The sequence below is a fragment of the Psychrobacter aquaticus CMS 56 genome, assembly GCF_000471625.1.
In the GTDB taxonomy this organism is placed as follows: Bacteria; Pseudomonadota; Gammaproteobacteria; order Pseudomonadales; family Moraxellaceae; genus Psychrobacter; species Psychrobacter aquaticus.
Map to the genome: position 1 here is coordinate 50,712 of NZ_AUSW01000032.1, position 19,804 is coordinate 70,515.

Genomic DNA, 19,804 nt, shown 5'->3' on the forward strand with positions numbered 1-19,804 from the left:
CTTAACACGTCAAATATATGATGCGCCGTTTAGCTCCTTATCAAACCGGATTGTGGCTGGCAGAGTATGTCGACATACGCTGCCAGCTGTGTCGTGTCTGTCGTAGCATGCCTCACTCTCAGATTTTGCCAGCTCACCATTTACGATTCCCCAATATTCGCCAAAAAATCGCTCAATGCCTAAATAGCGGGCTGCTCTGTGAGTACTGTCACCATAGTATTGCATGGCTGCCAAAAGCCTTTGAGGTCGATATTGCTGCTGGCATGGCGTTGTCTATTCAGGCTGCTACCTATTACGACTATCCAATGCGTCAAGCCATTCGCGCGTTTAAACACCATGAAGATATGACCAAGCTGCCATTGTTGCTACATATCTTACGCCAATTACCACGCCCTCATGGCTGCCACCCTGATAACAGTGTCATTATCGCCATGCCGACCACCGACCAACGATTGGTCAAACGCGGATTCGATCCTGTCAGTATTTTAGCCGCACAGCTATCTAAGCATTGGCAGATTCCACTTTGGCATGGCATAAAACGTATTGATAATACCCTCAGTCAGCAAGGACTGACCCGTGCCGAACGGTTACGTAATTTAGACAACGCCTTTACTTTGGTCGAAAAACCACCCGTCAAGCGCTTGCTACTATTTGATGACGTTGCAACGACAGGCGCGAGTTTACAAGCATTATCGCGCGCTCTATATGAATCTACTGGCTCGCTCACGGCGGATCAACATGTCTCGCATCAATATCTGTTGTCTGCCTATGCATTGGCTCATGGTAGCCAGTCATAATATCTGATTTTGTCGGTTTGCAATTATTATTATATTGCTAACGTGTTACCTTAACGCTATATTGTTAAAATGACATATATTAATTTATTAGCGCCTACAAAATTGTTTGCCAAATGATAAACAATCAATAGAAATACATGGCTCTAGAGAGTGGGTATTATTTTGATGTAGCTGTTATTTTTGTATAAAAAGGTTGGTAAATGTAATGGAACAAAAATTGCATAATATTCAAGACATATAGGTAAAAATGCGGCTCAATGATCTGAAAATACAAGATATTTCTTATGATTTTTAAGTCAATACTAGACAGAAATGGCAGTTATCAATAGGAACCTGATGTGAACGCATCTGTAAATAGTTTACCACGCAAGTTACGCATGACTAGCTCAGGATTTACCCTGATAGAGCTGATGGTAACGATTGCTGTACTGGCTATTATTGTCAGCATTGCCGCGCCCAATATCAGTACGCAGCTTGCCAATCAGCGTGTTAAATCGACTGCTTCTGTAATAGAAAGTGCTCTAAAAGAAGCCAAAGCTGAAAGTATCATCCGTCGACAAAACGTCAGTGTTGTATACGATGCCTCTGCTACGCCGAGAAGTATTACCTTGCAAGCCAATGGAAACAACATATCTAGTTATACTGTTAGTACAAGCAGTACGATAAGTATTACACCTACAACAGTAACGACAGTTGTTTTTCAGCCCAATAAACTGATTGCAGGTGACGACGAAATTTTGTATTCCATATGCGATAGCGGCTCTAGCAATGAAACGCTTGGGCAAGTACGTGTTAATAAAATCGCTAATATTGATACCACACATTTTGGGGGCTGCTGATGATAACTAAGTCTAGACAGAAGGGTGTGGGATTAATTGAGGTTATGGTCGCGCTATTGTTATTGACAGTAGCAGTACTTGGCTATACTGCTTTGCAAGGACAGGCTATTAAATCGACAAATGAAGCATATGAACGCACTCAGTCTCTGGTAATGATGCGAACAATAGCTGAAAAGATACGCGCCAATCCTTCTGGTATAACGACGTACGAAAACCAGATAAATGCTACTACTCCTAACAGCGCACCAACCAGTCAATGTGGCTTAAATGGTCAGACAGTAGTAGCTCTATGTACGCCAGCAGAGACTGCAGTAGCTGAAAGCCATCTCTTCAAAGCAGAACTGGCTAACTATGATTTTCAGATTCAGATGCACCCTTGCCCAAATACAGGCGGTACAGGTACAGATGCTGCAACCAACATTATGTTCTCTTACTGTCTCATTTCTGCATGGGGAGAAACTACACCTACCATCGGTACAGATGATGAAACTGACTGTCTTACCGAAAGAGTGATCGGTGAAGACGATAGTGTAGAGGCAGCTGGTGGTAATTACCACGTCAAAGCAACTTGTATGATGATGGAGATATAATGTGAAAACAAGCATTCATAGATCTATCAAGCCCAATACGGTGTGTTTAAGTGATGATTCGCGCGCCTTTACTATATCGTCTTCCCGTCAAGGTGGCTTTACCTTGGTTGAATTGATGATAGCACTGGTACTAGGCCTGCTGATATCAGCTGCTGCGCTTCAGATTTTCTATACCAGTTCCGTCAACAGCCGTAGACAAGAAGCTAGCTCACAGATTCAGGATAATGCAACTTTTGGCTTGTCACAAATGCAAAAGCATATCAGGCGCGCCAACTATGGTGCTAAGCCAACAGCAACGTTTGATGAGTATTTTATGAATCATAGAACGCCTCAAGGTGGCATTGTCCTGACCGCACCAAATGGTGTCAGTGCAGTAAGCGGAGCGCCAAAAAACTGGTTAACAGATAATTTATCAGGTTTAGTGTTAAACGGAGCTGCAATTTCATCAGAGTGGCTGTCACAGAATCAGTCAGCGAAAAGCAAAAGTAATCTGAATGGTATAGCAAACAGTGATCAGCTAACCATTCAGTATCAGGCAGGTTCTACTAATATGTTTGATTGTGAAGGTGCTGCAATACCAGAAAGTTTTTATGTTATTGAGCGTTATTTTGTTCGAGATGCAGGGTTGGCATGTGCTTCAGCTATTTACAGTTATGATGAAGCTGTTGCTGGAAGTAGCACGGGCATTGACATAAAAGAATACACAGTTCCTAGCGAAACAAGTCCTACGGCTAATAATCTAACAGGTTCGGGTACGGTCATTATTCCTAATGTAGACTACTTCAGAGTAATGTTGGGCATATCGTCCAGTACAGATTTTGCAACTGATCCTGCTGGCGCTCGTATTGCTTACATGCCAATACCAGCAAACGCTAATACACTCAATAATCGGCGTATTTTTGGTATGCAGTTTGGCATATTGGCACGCTCAGACAATCCAACTGCAACGGCTCAAGCAAATAGTACCTTGAGATTTACCATACTCGATAAAAGTAGTCAAAGCTTGAACTCTGCAACAGTAGCTGGACCAAAAAACCTGCGTAATGTATACGAAAGCACTGTACTGATTCGCAATGCGAGAGGTGGGTTGTAATGAAAAAACAGATCAAAACAGAGCGACAGACAATAAGTATAACTACTATGAATAGTGAGTCTGGTGCGGTACTCGTCGTAGTACTATTAGTATTGATATTAATATTGATTGTAGGGGCGGTAGCAGTTCGACAAAGTACCACTGACCTTAAAGTAGCGACAGCAGGTCAAGTCAATCAGCTTTTGTTTCAAGCAAATGATGCGGCATTCATGAAAGTAGAAAAAGAAGATCGTATTCTAAACGGTAGCCAAGAGAGTGTCGATACTCTCAAGATGTACATGTCAAAAATAGAACGATCTGGACACGAAGTGAGTTTATGCGTGCGACCACGTAGCACCCGATTATTCAGTATTCTTGAAATCAGTGAGCGCAACGAAAATGGTGGTTTGATGACAAACAGAAATAATGGATATTGTAACCCTAGCGATAGTAATGATTATGTAAGCGAAGGTAGAGTTATCACACAGTTGTCATTTGTCAGACCTGATGACTCAAGTTCAGAGGGTGCATTTGTAAGAGAGGTAGTAAGTACCTACTCAGGTGATTTTGCAAAACCAGAAACAGGCGGCAACGCTACTATTGGTTGTACTAAGTTTCAAGGTTACGCAACATCGGTCATACCTGCTTTTTCTGATGTGCCACTGGGTGATGCAAGTAGTACAGGGACAGCAACAATTGCAGGTTGTTTTAAACAACCACGTACAGGAGCAGCGACCGTCGATACCTGCCTTGCCGCATTAGGCGTACCTTTTCAGACGCATCAACAGCAGTATGTAGACCAGCCTAAGGGTGCGGAGTGTGTCTCTGGCAGTTGATCAAGTTGCATAGCATGTATATGAGCAAGATTTTTTAGAAAATAGACTTACCTGAAAACGGCCAGATCTATTCTATAATCAAATAATATGGGTGGTTATTATGAAAAACGCACGTAAATCCAGACACGACACCTCTCACCCTATTGTGAAAGAATGGGCATTGACATTGCTATCAGCTACAGTCATAACATGTATGACGAGCGCTGCCAGTCATGCAAGCGATTTAGAAATATATCAAGCGCCAACGCAAGGCAGTGTTGTTGTCACTATGATGCTTGACAATTCAGGTAGTATGAATGAGAGAAGCATAGGTGCTGACTATAGCGACAGATTTAGTGTCAATTTTGCTAATAATGGCCGATATTACTGTAATGTTAATGGTATCTATCTTACCAATGCAGTCCAAACAGAAACCAAAACGCAGATTGTCCATGACAATAACGGACTGCCAACCACTACCAGCAAAAGTTATTCAGTTAACTACTGTCAATCGGGCACGACAAAATATTATGACCGGATATCACGCTTGAAGATGGCATTAATGCCTATGTTTGCTAACCCCAAAAGTGACCAAGGGTTCGGGTCTGATGCTGATATTAGTAAATATAAAATTGGTTTGGGTAGCTTTTTCTTCCGCTCATCAGATGAGGGCGGCGGTAAGATAGATTCACCTGCGGTAGCTCTCACGCTAGATAATCGACAGGTGTTTTTAGACAAAATCATTGCTTTAAGACCAGAAACCAATACGCCACTAGCCAATGCCTACGCAGAGGCTGGTGCGTATATGCTTGGGACAAAAACGTATACACAAAGATTTGAAGAGGCCAACTATCTAGTAGGCTACTCTTTTAGCGTAAGAAGAGGCCGCAATACAAAGTACTACCTATACAAATGTGAAGAGTATCAGTCAACTAAGACAAATTATAATGGTTATGAATACTATGATTGTAGAAGTGACAGTGATTACGATCGACTCCAAAATAATAGTAATAATTTAGAGACTAGCCGACTGGGTGGTTTCGACCAACAGTACGATATAAATGGTAGAACCTATTATTTTCAAAAACGTAACAGCCAAATACAAAATGATAAGTGGAGTGGCTTTTCGCTTTCTGTGGACAGCAGCAAAAAACTTCCAGACAAGACCAGATATGAGTCACCAATAAGCAGCACCACAGCACAGTGTGATGCGCACGGTATTTTTATGTTGACTGATGGTGAGCCAAACAACTCATTTACAGAGCAAAGCACCTTAGGTCTGATGAACAATAGCCTCTCAGGTGGGTCGGTGTCTATGGGCTCATCTTGTAACTCCAATCTATTGTCTGCTGGATCAGTGTTTGCCTCAAGCGCAGGAAACAGACCTGCGTGGGAGTGTATTGGTGAATACTCTCAATCACTGATTAACGTAGGTAATCCTAAGAAAATACCAATCCGAACGGCAGTTGTTGGTTTTGGTAGTGTATACAAAACCATTGAAAATGCGGATAAAATCACTAAGATCTATGAGGGTAAACCCATAAGCGTCTATAACTGTGATGCCACTGGTGTCAGTAAAGATGCGAGCAACCTATGTAAGCTTGGTGAAAAAGCATACGGCTATGGTGATGGTGGCTCTTTCTTCACCAGCGACTCAGTAGGGGTCTCAAATAGCCTTAAAACCTTTGTAAGGGGTTTAGGCAATAATGTCATTGAACCCATATCAACAGGGACTATGTCAGTACCACTAGATAGTCTCGGCGGGCTTAAGTCGCGTGGATTTGCCTATCTGCCAATACTTGAACCAGTACCAAAATCACCATTATTATGGAATGGCAACCTTAAAAAATACAAAGTAAAAGATGCAACGCTGGTTGGGGCAGATAACAATCCTGTTTTTACTAGTGAAGAGGGAGAGTTCGCCAAAAATACCCATGACTTGTGGAATACTCTCTCAGGTGCTCTAAGACCAGATCAAGCCAAGCCACAGGTGGGCGGTGCTTATCAGAAAGTGTTTGAAAATGCGATTCCGCCTGCTATAGGTAACCGTAATCTATTTGTTGATAGTGGAGGTGCGCTTGTCAATCTAACAGTTAGTGCAGACAAAAAGCCTAACAACTTTGGTAAACCCAATACCACACCAAACCCGCTACCAAACTATACCAATGATCAAAAAATTACCCTCCTAAACTTTATGGGTTATGGCGTACCGGCAAATACCACTGTAGAAGATGGTAAAGATCTTGCAACTACTCAAAACAAATCCCTAAAAAATATCGGCGGGGTTTTACACTCTGTACCGCAACTGATTACTCAGAAAGTAAATGTTGATGCATCAGGTAAGTTTAATTTAAGTAGTCGTAAAGATTATGTCCTCTATGGTTCGATGGACGGTGCGCTACATATGTTAGACGATAGTACGGGTGAAGAAACATTTACCTTTATTCCAAAACAGATACTAGATCTGCAGCCTGCTGCCATAACGGGTAATGGTACTGCTAAAGATGGCAGTTATCCTTATGGAGTGGATGCACCTTGGCTGACCTATGCCTCTTACACAGTAAAATCGACTACTGAAGGATCGGGTGCAACTGCGCAGACCACAAACAGCTACGAAGCTGCCCAGAGCTTTGCCTTGGGTGGTCTGCGCATGGGTGGGTCAATGTATTATGCCCTTGATGTCTCAAACCCTAAAGCACCTAAAATGATCTATAGCGTGGGCTCAAACTACGCCAATCGCTTAAAAGGACTCACTACAGATGTCAGTGGCGTCAAAAATGGTAATAGCGCTATTACTAGTGCTGCAACAGCCACTGCTGACCAAAAAGCCTATGCCCGTATGGGACAGACGTGGGGTAAGCCCACGCTTGGTTATGTCAAAAGTGGTGGTAAAAAAGTTATGGTGAGCTTTTTACCTGGTGGTTATGATGCCTGTTATGAAGATCCAAAGTTTAAACTGGCAACAACGGTTAACACAAGTGTCGCTTGTAGTAAAACTGCGGCACAAGGCAACGCCATGTATATGGTGCAAGTAGGTGAAGTCGAAACAGATGCGACAAGTAAAGAAGAAACAGTAAAAACATCTGCGGACAATGGCAAACTTTTATGGTGGGCAAGTAATGATGGTACAAGCACTACCTCTCGCTCACCATCATTACAGTATTCTAAGGCAGCTGATCTAAAACATAGTGTGGTAACTCAAGTCAGGGCTTTGGATCGTAATTACGACGGTTTAATTGATCATATCTACTTTGCTGACTTGGGTGGTCAGGTATGGCGAGCTGATATTAACAACAACGAAGATACGGCTAACTTTAAAGTAGATCGTGTAGTAAAAATACTCGATGTCAGCGATCAGGTCACAGGTGATGATGCTCCGCCTCGCATTTATGAGCGCCCATTGATTACCTTCCATAATGGGACGCATACTTATAGAGATGATGATAATAAGACAGGCCAATACTCAGGTGTACAAGCGATCGTGACAGTGGGTACAGGAGACCGTAGTAACCCTGTCACGGCTACAAGAAATAAGCCCAATGCCTTGTATAGTGTCTTAGACAAAGATGTCAGCCGTAATGAATTGTTTCATTATGGTACAGACACTGCACCAACGCTTAACTTACGTACACCAATTACCAAGGTTGCAGGTGGTAGTGCAAGAAATGACAATCTACAACAGCTCACCTTTACAAACGCAGATCTGGGTACAAGTGGTATCAGAACCCGTATGCAGAACAATACCATTCAAGGCTGGTATATGCCTTTAACTCATTGGTTGGATCAAGATGCAGTAACGGGCGGCAAATATAAGCTAAAAATGTTCAATGAACCAGATGCGATCGCTGGTGTGTTGATATCTTCTTCTTTTAACCCAGATGAAGGTCAAGATCCCAATGCCTGTAGTGCAGGTGTAATCGGAGAAACACAACGAGAGCGTACGTGTTTGCCTTACGGTGTTTGCTTAGACAGCACAAAATCCGAAATACTTACACCTCGCTCATCGTATAGTGCTGGTTTGGGTATCGTCGATAATATCGTTAGTCAATACAATGACACCCCTACTTTCACATCACTGAAAAACTATTGTGAGGGCGATGACTGCAAACCAGAAGTCATCTGTACAGGAGATGACTGTAGTGATGTTAATCAGTGCGTAGGCCCTGACTGTGGTCCTGATGCTGGTATCAATGTCGATCAGCGGATTAACCCATTGAGCTGGATGGAAAACTAAGATGCTACCTACAAACAGCAGCCGTCATGCTATGCAGTCAGGTTTTACACTGATAGAGCTGATGATCGTTGTAATGATAATCGGTATCCTAGCTGCTATTGCGGTACCGAGTTATCGCGCCTACGTCATTCGCAATGCTGAAGCAGACGTACAGCGAAAAATGCTGTCATTATCAGTTGAGCTTGAACAATGGCGTGCCAAAGCCCTGACTTATAAGGGTTTTGAACCTCAATCAGATGCTATCGCAGACAATACAGGGGCGATCAATCAGCCTACTACCAATCCACGCTATATTATCAGGCTCGGACATATTACAGGTAACACGCCGACATTTAATACACTACATGAAGGAAGTGGGCGTGCTACCAACTGGGTAATGATGGCAACACCCGTTGATCTCACAGGTGCGGATAGCTTTAAGATTACTAGCCGAGGTCTGCGCTGTGCGAATAATGTGAGCTTTACTATTACCGCCGCCAATTGCGGGGCAGGGGGAGAGACGTGGTGACAGTATCGTTGAAAAGAGAATCGGGCTTTACACTGATAGAAATTATGATCGCAGTTGCTATCATAGGTGTCCTAGCAGCGGTGGCCTATCCCAGTTATCAGAGTTATGTCATAAAGACAAAGCGAGCTGACATGATGGCAGAGATGCAACAGATTGCTGGGCGGATAGAGTCCAATAAAATCAATTACAAACGCTACGATAATATACCGCTGTCTGCTATATTCTCAGGTGCAGTGGCAACTGATGGTAGTGCCTCATTCCCAGCAACAGGTTCAGCATTGTACACAGTTGCAGCTACTCCAAGAAATGCAGCGAATACACAGTTAGCTGGTAGAAACTGGACGATTACCGCGACTCCAGTAGTAGGCAGTCAAATGTCAACAGATGGCACACTTACGTTGTCCAGTACTGGACAAAAATGCCGAGGTATTACATGTGGTGTGGATGATGAATGGCAATAAGTGTTGAGTATTCAAATTATCTGACAAAAATTGTCATAGTCAGTTACCTTTTGTTGTTAAATGAAAACATAGTTGACAATTTTTAGTAGCTTGAGCGTAACATTGGCTATCATTAATGATAAAAAAAGCATTAATTGATTTTAATGACAATTTATAGTGCTTATCGAACGAATCTTGATCAAAACGATGCTAATTTTAATATTGGCACACTATCTGCAGTATCTATAGTAAGAAAAACATTATATTTATAGCTGGCAGTTAGATAATAATTCTATTGCCATATTATCCAAAAGGAAAAGTCTATGAACACTCAAAAAGGTTTTACCCTAATCGAACTAATGATCGTTGTTGCTATTATCGGTATTCTAGCGGCAATTGCTATTCCCCAATATCAGACTTACATCGCTAAATCACAAGTCAGCCGTGTAGTAGGCGAGGCTGGTAACCTAAAGACAGCGGTAGAAGATTGTTATAATAGTGGTCGTACAGCTAGCATCATTAACACTGGTGATCCTGCTAACTCTACTGAATGTTCATTAGGTGTGACTGCTTCTAATCTACAAGGCGCCGCTGTAACAAACACACCTGATACTGGTATGCCAACGGTTAGTATGGATGCGGCTACTAACGAAGCCTCTATCGTAGCTGAATTTGGTCAAAGTGCTTCTGGTGCTATCGCTGGTGAGACTGTAACTTGGGCACGTAGTGGAGAAGGTACTTGGACATGTAGTACTACTGTAGAAGCTAAATATGAATCAAATGGTTGCCCTGCTACTCCATAATTTTTTGTAATTCAAAAGATTAGTTGAGCTAATGTTGGAATAAAAAAGAGACTTTGATAGTCTCTTTTTTTTATTCTAATTTTTATATATTTTTATCTAAAGAATATGAAATATGTTTAGGAACTTAAACAAATACGATTACTTACTGACGATTACTTTATTATTCTCTGTGTTATTAATTAGCTATTACTATGCTAATCCGCAAGCACGTAATCATTTTTGGTTCAAAACTTACCCAATACGCGCTGAGTTATCTGTTCACCAAATAAGTTGTAGTGATAATAGTCCAGCATGGCTATCGGATATTTTAAAATATCAGACTCGCAATAATAATGCCCCTGCCAATCAAATTGCTTATATTGATCCGCAAGGGCAGCTCTACCACTGTGAGAATGGTTATGTCGGACAGTATCCATTGATATCAGACACTGTGACTGAGGATACGCGCTTTCGCTATGCCAGTGTGACTAAGTTATGGACAGCAGATGCCATTCTATCGTTAGTTAGAGATGGTAAACTATCACTAGATACCAAGCTGGCTGATGTCATAACTGATATTAATAATCCAAAAGATGCACGTATTAGCGATATTACCATTCGCCAATTGCTCTCACATCGTGCAGGATTTGACCGTTATAGTGTGTTTGGTAACGATATGTTTGGCATTGGCAAGGATATTTGCCCCAATCATTTACAGGCGCTTAATAACATTACCCTTGGCTTTACTCCTGATAGCAAAAGCAGTTATTCTAATCTAGGATATTGCTTATTGGGAGAAGTGATTAGTCGACTGAATGGGGATAAACCCTATACCGATATCATTGCGCAACAATACGATTTTGCAAATACTAATTTACGCTTTGTATCGAATGCGGCAATGGCTGATGAGGTATTCTATAACTATGTTGAAACTGGCATTACTGGCGTTGCTAATATTTATACAGCATTTGATTATGAAGGTTTAGCTTCGGCAGCAGGTTTATCTGGGAATGCTGTTGAGCTTGCTCAGAAAGCACATGAAATGGTTACCAAGTCATCACCAAACGTATTATCTATAGATAAAAAAGCACAGTGCGATTTTACCAAAATAGCAGAGTGCTATGGATATGCCATGATACCTTATCAGGCAAATTCAAAATTGCCAATGGTCTATTATAGAGATGGTAATTTATTGGGATTGTCTTCATTGGTCGCGATAAGTGACAACGGTAGCATCGTGGCGCTATTGAGCAATGGCACCTCAAATGAGGGAGTAGAGGGCAGCAACAAAGTAAAAATGATGCTATATAATAAGATAAGTGATTGAATAATAAAATACCTAACCATTCATCTCATCAAATAAGCCGTCTGTCATGGTTGGTTTTTTTGATGATATTCACAGTTATGATGGCATAGTCTGTGCACTATTAGCTTTATATTAATAATTTGAAATCACAACTATGTCCTCTCTCAAAACGAACCAAAATCGTCACTTGATGCGGCAATCGGGCTTTACTTTGATTGAGCTGATGATTGTGGTGGCCATTATTGGTATTTTAGCGGCGGTTGCTATCCCGCAGTATCAAATATATGTGGGTAAGACTCAAGCCACTAGAGTAATCAATGAGTTAGGGCAGCTGAGATTATCAGTAGAAGAGTGTTTGCAGACGGGTAGGCCAGTGATTGGGTTAGGGACTGATGAGTGTGATCCACGGGCATCAGCTTCCAATCTGATAGTAGGCGGCTCACAAGTAGGAATAGTTTTGCCTAATAATATGGGTGTGGCACAGATGAGTAACCCGTTAACATTGACAACTAGTATCACCGCGACAGTATCGACGCAAGTGAACCCAAAATTGGCAGGTAAAAAGGTAGAGTGGATGCGTACTAGTGCAGGATCTTGGAGCTGTAGTAGCAATATAGAGGCTGTTTATTTGCCAGATTCATGTACTTATAACGACAGTCTCTAAGCTCATTTGTAGTCAATAAAAAACCACCTAGAAGCATATCGCCGCTAGGTGGTTTTTTATTGAAATGATATATAGATACTTCAAGGAGAAGGTTATTTCTCTAAATACTGAATCTTACCTTCCACACCATCCCACTTAGCTGCTTCTGGCATTTGCTCTTTCATCTCAGTGATGTTCGGCCATTTTTGTGCCAGCTCCTCATTTAACTGAGTGAACATCTCTTGGTCTTTTGGTACTTCATCTTCTGAGAAGATGGCGTTGGCCGGACATTCAGGCTCGCATAGCGCGCAGTCGATGCACTCATCAGGATCGATGACGAGAAAGTTGGGCCCTTCATAAAAGCAGTCCACAGGACAGACTTCCACACAGTCGGTGTATTTGCAAAGAATGCAGTTATCTGTAACGACAAAGGTCATAGTAATGTCTACCTGTTATTGATTTGGCTAATACAGTCAATCCACTACAAAAGAGTTATCGAATTAACCTCTTTTATAGTGAATCAATTATAAGGGCTACATAGAATAGATTGAAAATAAAGCGTATTTTAGCGCCTTTATGGCTATTTGACAATTCCCTTTAGTGACTAATGATTTTTTTGAGATAATACAGCAGGTCATGCGCTTGCTTAGGCGTTAAGCTGTCAGGATCAATGGCACGAAGCTCATTTTGCAAGCTAAACAGCTGATTTTGCTGTGGAATATCAGCCGTAGTTTGATTTTTATCAACATGGCTGACCGTGGTTTTTTCTGCCGTATGATGAGTCGGTTGTTGGCTTTTATCCGTTACTGACTTAGCTAATTCATTTTTATCATCAGGAGTTTTTAGATTATCTATCAAGTAGCGTTTGGCATCATTCAATACTTGATTCGGGATACCTGCCATTTTGGCCACATGCAGCCCAAAGCTGGAGCTTGCCGCGCCCTCCTTGATTTGATGCAGCAGGAGCAATTGACCATCAACTTCACTGGCAGCGACATGGACATTATGAATGCTATGGTGACGGTCATTAGTAGGCTGTGCCAATTGCGTCAGCTCAAAGTAATGGGTGGCAAATAAGGTCAGGCAGCCAATCTCTACCAGCCGATTGACACAAGCATGAGCGATGGCCAGACCGTCGGTGGTAGCTGTGCCGCGTCCGACCTCATCCATGAGTACCAATGATTTCGCTGTTGCTTGATTAAGGATATTGGCGGTCTCAATCATTTCCACCATAAAGGTGGATTTGCCGCCAGCCAAATCATCGGCCGAGCCAATACGCGTAAAGATGCGATCGATATCGCCGATATGAGCTTGCGCTGCTGGAACAAAGCTGCCGCAATGCGCGAGTAGGACGATCAATGCCGTCTGACGCATATAGGTCGATTTGCCACCCATATTTGGCCCAGTAATCATCAGCAGTCTTTCAGGACTGTCCGTACTGCCCAATGCACAGTCATTGGCGACAAAGCGGCTGGTGTGATGGTTAGGCTGGTGACTGATGTTTTTATGGACGGTGTGATTGGTGTTCGCTGGATTTAAGGCGGCTTCAACCACGACATGACGACCTTGTTTGATGTCGACACTGGTTTGATTGTTAGGGTTTGATGTGTTGTTCGATTCTTCACCCATGACTGGACGCTGCCAATGGTAATCGATAGCGAGTTTTGCCCAATTACAGAGTACATCTATTTGCGCGACAGCGGCACTCAATTGTTGCAGGTCGGCTAAATGACTGCTTAACGTGGTCAATAGCTCCTGATACAGCTGTTTTTCTCGTGTCAAAGCCAATGTCTGCGCGCTCAGATATTCTGTCTCGACCGTTTTTAATTCGTCAGTAATAAAGCGCTCGCTACTTTTGAGTGTTTGCCGACGGATAAAGTGCGCGGGCGCATTTTTTACCTGCATTTTGGGGAGTTCAAAATAGAAGCCACTGACTTTATTAAAACCCACCTTGAGACTGGGCAAATTATTGTCCTGACGCGCGCACTCTAGCATGTTATCTAGAGTGACTTGGATATTGTCATGCAGGTGGGTCAAACGATCAAATTCTTCGTCAAAACCTGCGGCTATCATGCCACCATCACGGATATGAGCAGGTGGCTCTACGACAATGGCGCGTTCAATCAACTCAGAGGCAGACTGTACGGCTGGTAGCTGGGCGGGTAATTGCTGCATGAGCATTGGTAACAAACCCTTATGTTCATGAGCAATGCCAGCCTCCGTTAATAAAGTGTTCAGTAGGGTGGTCAGCTGGTCGCTACTTTTGATGCCGTCAGCCAGCTTGCGCAGATCGCGCGGCTTGGCACTCATCAGACCGATACGACTACTGATGCGCTCCATATCGGCGATGGTGTTGAGTGTCTCTCGCAAACTTGTGATGAGGGCGTTATCTGCCAGTTTTTGATTGGGTTTTTCATCACGGTCAGATGGATTGTCTATACGTAATAGACTGGCTATCGCCTCCAAGCGTAGATTGATACGGCTATGTTGACGGAGCGGGCGCTTCATTTGCTGCACGAGCAATCGTCGTCCCATCGGGGTTTGGCAATGATTCAATACCGATATTAAGGACGTGCCATTGCTACTGACAGGCGCAAATAATTCAAGATTTTGCTGGCTATTGGCATCAATAATCAAATAATCATCGCTGTACTCGATGATGAGTTGATTGACTTGCGGCACATGACGCTGCTGGGTCTGCCGCGCATAGTGAATAAGCGCTGCACAACTGGCTTGAGCAAGTGGCGTGTCACCAATACCTGATCCTAAACCTAAGCCATCAAGGCGCTGTACGTCAAATTGCTGGCAAAGGGTTGCACTGGCATGCTCACGATGAAAGTCATTGGCCGCCACTTCTATGATAGGGCAGTCAAGATGTTGGCGTAACCATAGCAGCCAATCTTCACCTGCGTTCTCGCTGAGCGCTTCGCTAATGATGCATTCACTAGGGGCAAAGCGCGCCAACACCGTGAGCATTTGGGTTTGCAGTCCCTCACTGTTGTCGTTCTGTGCACTCAGCGTTTGGGTGGTGAGCGTGCCTGCTGCTAGATCCATCTGACTGATGGCCGCTTGCAAAGGCTGCTTGCTGTTTGATTTAGGTATCTCGATGTCGATGGCGACCACAGTCGGCGTATGATTGGGCGCAATCAGTGCATCATCGGTAATTGTTCCTGCGGTTAGTGTTTTGACTACTTCACGGCGCATGATACTACCAGCTGCCGATTTGCTCTTGTCTTTCTTTTGCTTGTCGCCCATGTCAGGCGAGTGGCCAGTAGTTGATTCGTCTATTTGCTCGCAAACCACCACCGTTTGACCAGCGGCAATCAGACGCGCCATATAACTGTCAGCTGCATGAAAAGGTACACCTGCCATCGCAATCGTGTTGCCCGCTTTATCCGTCCCACGGCGGGTCAACGTGATGTCCAATATCTGCGCCGCACGTTTGGCATCATCAAAAAACAGCTCATAAAAGTCACCCATCCGGTACAGTAGCAAGGCTTGTGGATAGTTGGCTTTCATGGTTAGATATTGCACCATCATCGGCGTATGGTCTGCTAAGTGATAAACGGCATCACCAATGGTTAATCGGTCAGAAGTTAATGGATTGGAAGTTAAGTGGGCAGTGGCGTCTTGATTTGATAAAGCGTATTTTTTGGGCGCAGGTTTTGCAGCATTTAGGTTTTGAGCAACTGGTTTGACGGTCATGCAAAATCTCTTATTTAACGGGTCTGATATGAATTTAGATACAGTTAGGCCAATATAAAAAAGCGTTAGCGGGACTGGAGTAAATTTTTTGTAGCCTCTGTCTGCGTAGGCACAGCAAGCAAGAAAAATTTGTACCAGTTCCGCGTCATAATGTCGTGTGTCTATTTTATTTGGTATCGACTATACAATTTATCCGTCATTTTAACATGCTCAGCCTTGATTTGATGCGGACAAATATCTGCCCACTGACCCTTGTATCCATCGGCACGATAACCATATATAATAACGTCACAATTAATTGGGCGATATTGTATTAAATATAGTCGATCTGATTTAAAAAAAGTCAGTGCTACTGGAATGACAAAGCGGCAAGCTAAGCGTTGGCTAATGCGCACCAATTATCGAATATTTCCATAGGTCAAAAAATTATGTTATCAAAGATTATAGGCAATGTCGTTGGCACCAAAAATGACCGCGAACTAAAGCGTATGCGTAAAGTGGTCAGTAAGATCAACGCACATGAGACTGACATACAAGCACTTTCTGATGAGCAGCTACAACAAAAAACCGAAGAGTTTAAAGCGCGTCATCAAAAAGGTGAAAGCTTAGACGCACTATTGCCAGAGGCTTTTGCGGTCTGCCGTGAAGCGTCATTACGTGTCAATGGTATGCGTCATTATGACGTGCAGCTGATCGGTGGTATCACCTTGCACGAAGGCAAAATCGCTGAGATGAAAACCGGTGAAGGTAAAACCCTGATGGGTACCTTGGCCATGTATCTCAATGCCATCAGCGGTAAAGGCGTCCATTTGGTCACCGTCAATGACTATTTGGCTGCGCGTGATGCGGAGCTCAACCGTCCGTTGTTCGGATTTTTAGGTATGACCGTCGGTGTGATTTACTCACAGCAGCCGCCACAAGAAAAGATCAATGCTTATCAAGCTGATATCACTTACGGCACCAATAACGAATACGGCTTTGATTATCTGCGCGATAATATGGTCTTTAGTTTAAAAGAGAAAAAACAGCGTCCATTAAACTTCTGTATCATTGATGAAATTGACTCTATCTTAATCGATGAGGCTCGTACGCCACTGATTATCTCGGGTCAAGCCGAAGATTCGTCACGTATGTACGCGCTGATTAATACCATCATTCCCGTATTGATCCGTTCAAAAGACGAAGAAGCCAATAAGAATAATGAAGAAGAAGATTTTTGGATCGATGAAAAGAACCGCCAGATTGAAATTAGCGAAAAAGGCTATGAGAAAATTGAGCGCTTCTTAATCGAAGTCGGCGAGCTTGGCGAAAACGAAAGTTTGTACAGCCCAAGCCGTTTGCCACTGCTCGCACACGTACAAGCGGCCATTCGTGCCCATCATGTGTTTGTCAAAAACGTCCATTACATCGTCGATGATGGTGAAGTCGTCATCGTTGATGAAAACACCGGTCGTACCATGCCGGGCCGCCGCTGGTCAGAAGGTCTGCACCAAGCGGTAGAAGCCAAAGAAAGTGTCGATATTCAAGCAGAAAACCAAACGTTGGCGACGACGACATTCCAGAATTACTTCCGTCTGTATGACAAGTTATCTGGTATGACGGGTACGGCTGATACCGAAGCGGCAGAATTTAAATCAACATATGACTTAGACGTCATCGTTATTCCAACGCATGAGCCGATTGCGCGTATCGATATGGATGACCAAATTTTCTTAACCAAGCTTGGCAAATACAAAGGCATCATCCGCGAAATCAAAGAGATTCAAGCCAAAGGCGCGCCAGTATTGGTGGGTACAGCGACCATTGAAGCCAGTGAAGAGTTGTCTTATTTGCTGGATCAAGAAGGCGTAAAGCATAACGTGCTAAATGCCAAGCAGCATGAGCGTGAAGCAGAAATCATCGCACAGGCAGGCAGTCCAAAGTCTGTCACTATCGCCACCAACATGGCGGGTCGTGGTACCGACATTATCCTTGGGGGTAACTGGCAATCGTTTATCGAAGATCCAGAATCCGTTAGTAAGGAAGAGATGCAGCGCCTAAAAGCACAGTGGCAAGTCAAGCATGACCAAGTAGTGGCTGCTGGCGGCCTACATATTGTTGGTTCAGAGCGTCATGAATCGCGCCGTATTGATAACCAGTTGCGTGGTCGTGCGGGCCGTCAGGGCGATCCCGGTATGTCGCGCTTCTTTTTGTCGCTTGAAGACGACTTAATGCGTATTTTTGCAGGCGATCGCGTGGTCAATATGATGCGGGCGATGGGTCTCAAAGAAGACGAAGCCATTGAGCACAAAATGGTTTCTAAGTCGATTGAGAACGCTCAAGGTAAAGTTGAGAGCCGTGACTTCGATGCTCGTAAAAACCTGCTGAAATATGACGATGTCGCTAATGAGCAGCGTAAAGTTATCTATGGTCAGCGTGACGACTTACTGGCAGAAATGGATTTGCTCGAAGCCATCAAAGTGATGCATCATGAAGTCTATAATGCCATGATCAGTCAGTTTATACCGCCAGGCTCTGTTGATGACCAATGGAATGTGGACGGTTTAGAGGATGAGCTTGAGGACGAGTTCAAGATTTCGATGCCGATCAACGATTGGTTGGATGGTGATCGCCGTCTGGATGAAGAAGGCCTTCGTGAAAAAATTATCCAAACTGCGTTGGATCGTTATGATGGTCGTCGTGAACAAATGGGCGAAAAAGATGCCGCCCAGCTTGAGCGTCACTTCATGTTGCAAAGTCTCGACAAACATTGGAAAGAGCATTTAACGCAGATGGATCAGTTGCGTAAAGGCATTCATTTGCGCGGTTATGCCCAAAAAAACCCTGAGCAAGAATATAAGCGGGAGTCGTTTGAGTTGTTTCAAATGATGCTGGGCGCCATCAAGTCTGAAACGGTGCAAGATTTATCACGTGTGCATATTCCAACCAAAGAAGAGCTAGAAGCGCTTGAGATTCAGCAACGTGAGAATGCCGCTCATATGCAAATGCAGTTCGAACATGATGACGTTGATAATTTGGACAGCAATGCAAATAAATCAGCGGGTCAGCCGCAAGCCCAAAATAGCAATCTTGGTGGCGTTGCTGTTGCTGGTATGAGTGGCGCTATGGTTGGTAGTGGTGACAATGCTAGTGAGCCAAATCCATATGCTGGTATGAATATTAGTCGTAATGCGTCTTGCCCTTGTGGGTCAGGACTCAAGTATAAGCAATGTCATGGTAAAATCTAGGGCGTGTTCTCATTTTCATAATAAGAATCAAAATTGCTAAAAATATCATGAAGCAGTAATAAAAAGCCTTTATCTAACACAGATAGAGGCTTTTTATATGGTTTGCTAAAAGGTTAAGGTTATTTATGATGGACAAGAAACGTTGATTTTAAGATCATGGATGACTTTGTAGTGATTACTTACAAATTCAACATAGGCGTGCATTTATGGACACGCTATAGTGTTTAACATATTTATTTGGGAGAGTGTAATGAATGTAAAATTATTAAAACAGTTGCGTGCTTCTGTCGCCCTAACAGGCCTACTTGCTGGCGCATTGACCCTCAGCGCCTGTCAGCAACAACAAGAGACAGAGCCAAGTTTAGAGGACAGTATCAGTTCCGAGCAGTCAGTACCGATGTCTGCTGAGCCCGCAGAACCCAGTGATGTAGTGGTTGATACTGAAGATGCATCTCTCAATGAAGTTGAAGGTGATACAGTGGCCTCCGTCAATACTAGCGTGAACCAGATTACTTATTTATGCTCACCAGAACTGAAGGTCGAGGCCACTTATAAGGATGCTGAGAACCAAGTCGTTATTGGCACTGCCCAAGGCACAGTAACGTTGATTAAGACCAACGATGCTATCAATCCTGAAGTGTTTGAAGGGGAGAGTGCTATTGATGGGGGCGAAGGCTTTGTACAATGGCGTGTCGCTCATGATGATCGAGAAACAGGCGTAATGCGTACCGCTGGCTCAGATGCAACGAACGTAAGCACTTATGAATGTAAGAAAACAGAAGAAGGCGCGGTGTAAAGCTAAATATTATACAGCACCATAGAGCCATAAAAAAAGCACGTACGCGT

15 protein-coding genes are annotated in these 19,804 nt (G+C 43.4%); 13 read left to right on the plus strand and 2 right to left on the minus strand.

Translation table 11 applies throughout. The annotated features are described in order from the left end of the window. Positions 1 to 17: 17 nt before the first annotated feature. From M917_RS08855 to M917_RS14220, 11 genes are all read left to right on the plus strand, one after another. The gene (locus M917_RS08855) at positions 18 to 797 is read left to right on the plus strand and encodes a ComF family protein (RefSeq protein WP_021814469.1); all 780 of its coding nucleotides are present in this window, start codon (positions 18 to 20) and stop codon (positions 795 to 797) included. Positions 798 to 1,135: 338 nt separating this feature from the next. Further along, entirely contained in the window at positions 1,136 to 1,636 is a 501-nt protein-coding gene (locus M917_RS08860; protein ID WP_021814470.1) for a pilus assembly FimT family protein, read from the plus strand. After that, a complete protein-coding gene (gene pilV, locus M917_RS13720) occupies positions 1,636 to 2,226 on the plus strand; it encodes a type IV pilus modification protein PilV (protein ID WP_021814471.1) in 591 nt (196 codons plus the stop codon). Before M917_RS08860 ends, pilV begins: the two co-directional genes overlap by 1 nt. 1 nt (position 2,227) lies before the next feature. Further along, a complete protein-coding gene (locus M917_RS08870; protein WP_021814472.1) occupies positions 2,228 to 3,319 on the plus strand; it encodes a PilW family protein in 1,092 nt (363 codons plus the stop codon). A 47-nt stretch (positions 3,320 to 3,366) separates the two neighbouring features. Beyond that, entirely contained in the window at positions 3,367 to 4,134 is a 768-nt protein-coding gene (locus tag M917_RS08875) for a PilX N-terminal domain-containing pilus assembly protein (RefSeq protein ID WP_152513969.1), read from the plus strand. Between the two features lie 100 nt (positions 4,135 to 4,234). Continuing rightward, positions 4,235 to 8,347, plus strand: coding sequence for a pilus assembly protein (locus M917_RS08880; RefSeq protein ID WP_021814474.1), 4,113 nt, complete (start codon positions 4,235 to 4,237; stop codon positions 8,345 to 8,347). Between the two features lies 1 nt (position 8,348). After that, entirely contained in the window at positions 8,349 to 8,855 is a 507-nt protein-coding gene (locus tag M917_RS08885; protein ID WP_021814475.1) for a type IV pilin protein, read from the plus strand. Continuing rightward, positions 8,852 to 9,316, plus strand: coding sequence for a type IV pilin protein (locus M917_RS08890; RefSeq protein ID WP_040642469.1), 465 nt, complete (start codon positions 8,852 to 8,854; stop codon positions 9,314 to 9,316). Before M917_RS08885 ends, M917_RS08890 begins: the two co-directional genes overlap by 4 nt. Positions 9,317 to 9,618: 302 nt before the next feature. Then, positions 9,619 to 10,098, plus strand: coding sequence for a pilin (locus tag M917_RS08895; RefSeq protein WP_021814477.1), 480 nt, complete (start codon positions 9,619 to 9,621; stop codon positions 10,096 to 10,098). A gap of 112 nt (positions 10,099 to 10,210) precedes the next feature. Next, positions 10,211 to 11,404, plus strand: coding sequence for a serine hydrolase domain-containing protein (locus M917_RS08900; protein ID WP_021814478.1), 1,194 nt, complete (start codon positions 10,211 to 10,213; stop codon positions 11,402 to 11,404). Between the two features lie 133 nt (positions 11,405 to 11,537). Then, on the plus strand, positions 11,538 to 12,047 hold the full coding sequence (locus tag M917_RS14220) for a pilin (RefSeq protein WP_021814479.1): 510 nt from the start codon (positions 11,538 to 11,540) through the stop codon (positions 12,045 to 12,047). 92 nt (positions 12,048 to 12,139) lie between these two features. Here M917_RS14220 and fdxA read toward each other — a convergent pair whose 3' ends face one another. Together fdxA and mutS are read right to left on the minus strand one after the other, a co-directional pair. Further along, positions 12,140 to 12,463: a ferredoxin FdxA gene (fdxA, locus tag M917_RS08910; protein WP_040642440.1), complete on the minus strand. Its 324-nt coding sequence runs from the start codon at positions 12,461 to 12,463 to the stop codon at positions 12,140 to 12,142. 160 nt (positions 12,464 to 12,623) lie between these two features. Further along, positions 12,624 to 15,731 carry a DNA mismatch repair protein MutS gene (gene mutS / locus M917_RS08915; RefSeq protein ID WP_021814481.1) on the minus strand — a complete coding sequence of 1,036 codons (3,108 nt, stop codon included), beginning with the start codon at positions 15,729 to 15,731 and terminating at the stop codon, positions 12,624 to 12,626. Positions 15,732 to 16,159: 428 nt separating this feature from the next. Between mutS and secA the strand changes: the two genes are divergently transcribed. Beyond that, positions 16,160 to 18,958 carry a preprotein translocase subunit SecA gene (gene secA / locus M917_RS08920; RefSeq protein WP_021814482.1) on the plus strand — a complete coding sequence of 933 codons (2,799 nt, stop codon included), beginning with the start codon at positions 16,160 to 16,162 and terminating at the stop codon, positions 18,956 to 18,958. Positions 18,959 to 19,208: 250 nt separating this feature from the next. Then, complete coding sequence (locus tag M917_RS08925) at positions 19,209 to 19,754, plus strand: hypothetical protein (RefSeq protein WP_021814483.1); 546 nt, start codon at positions 19,209 to 19,211, stop codon at positions 19,752 to 19,754. The last annotated feature ends 50 nt before the right edge of the window (positions 19,755 to 19,804 follow it).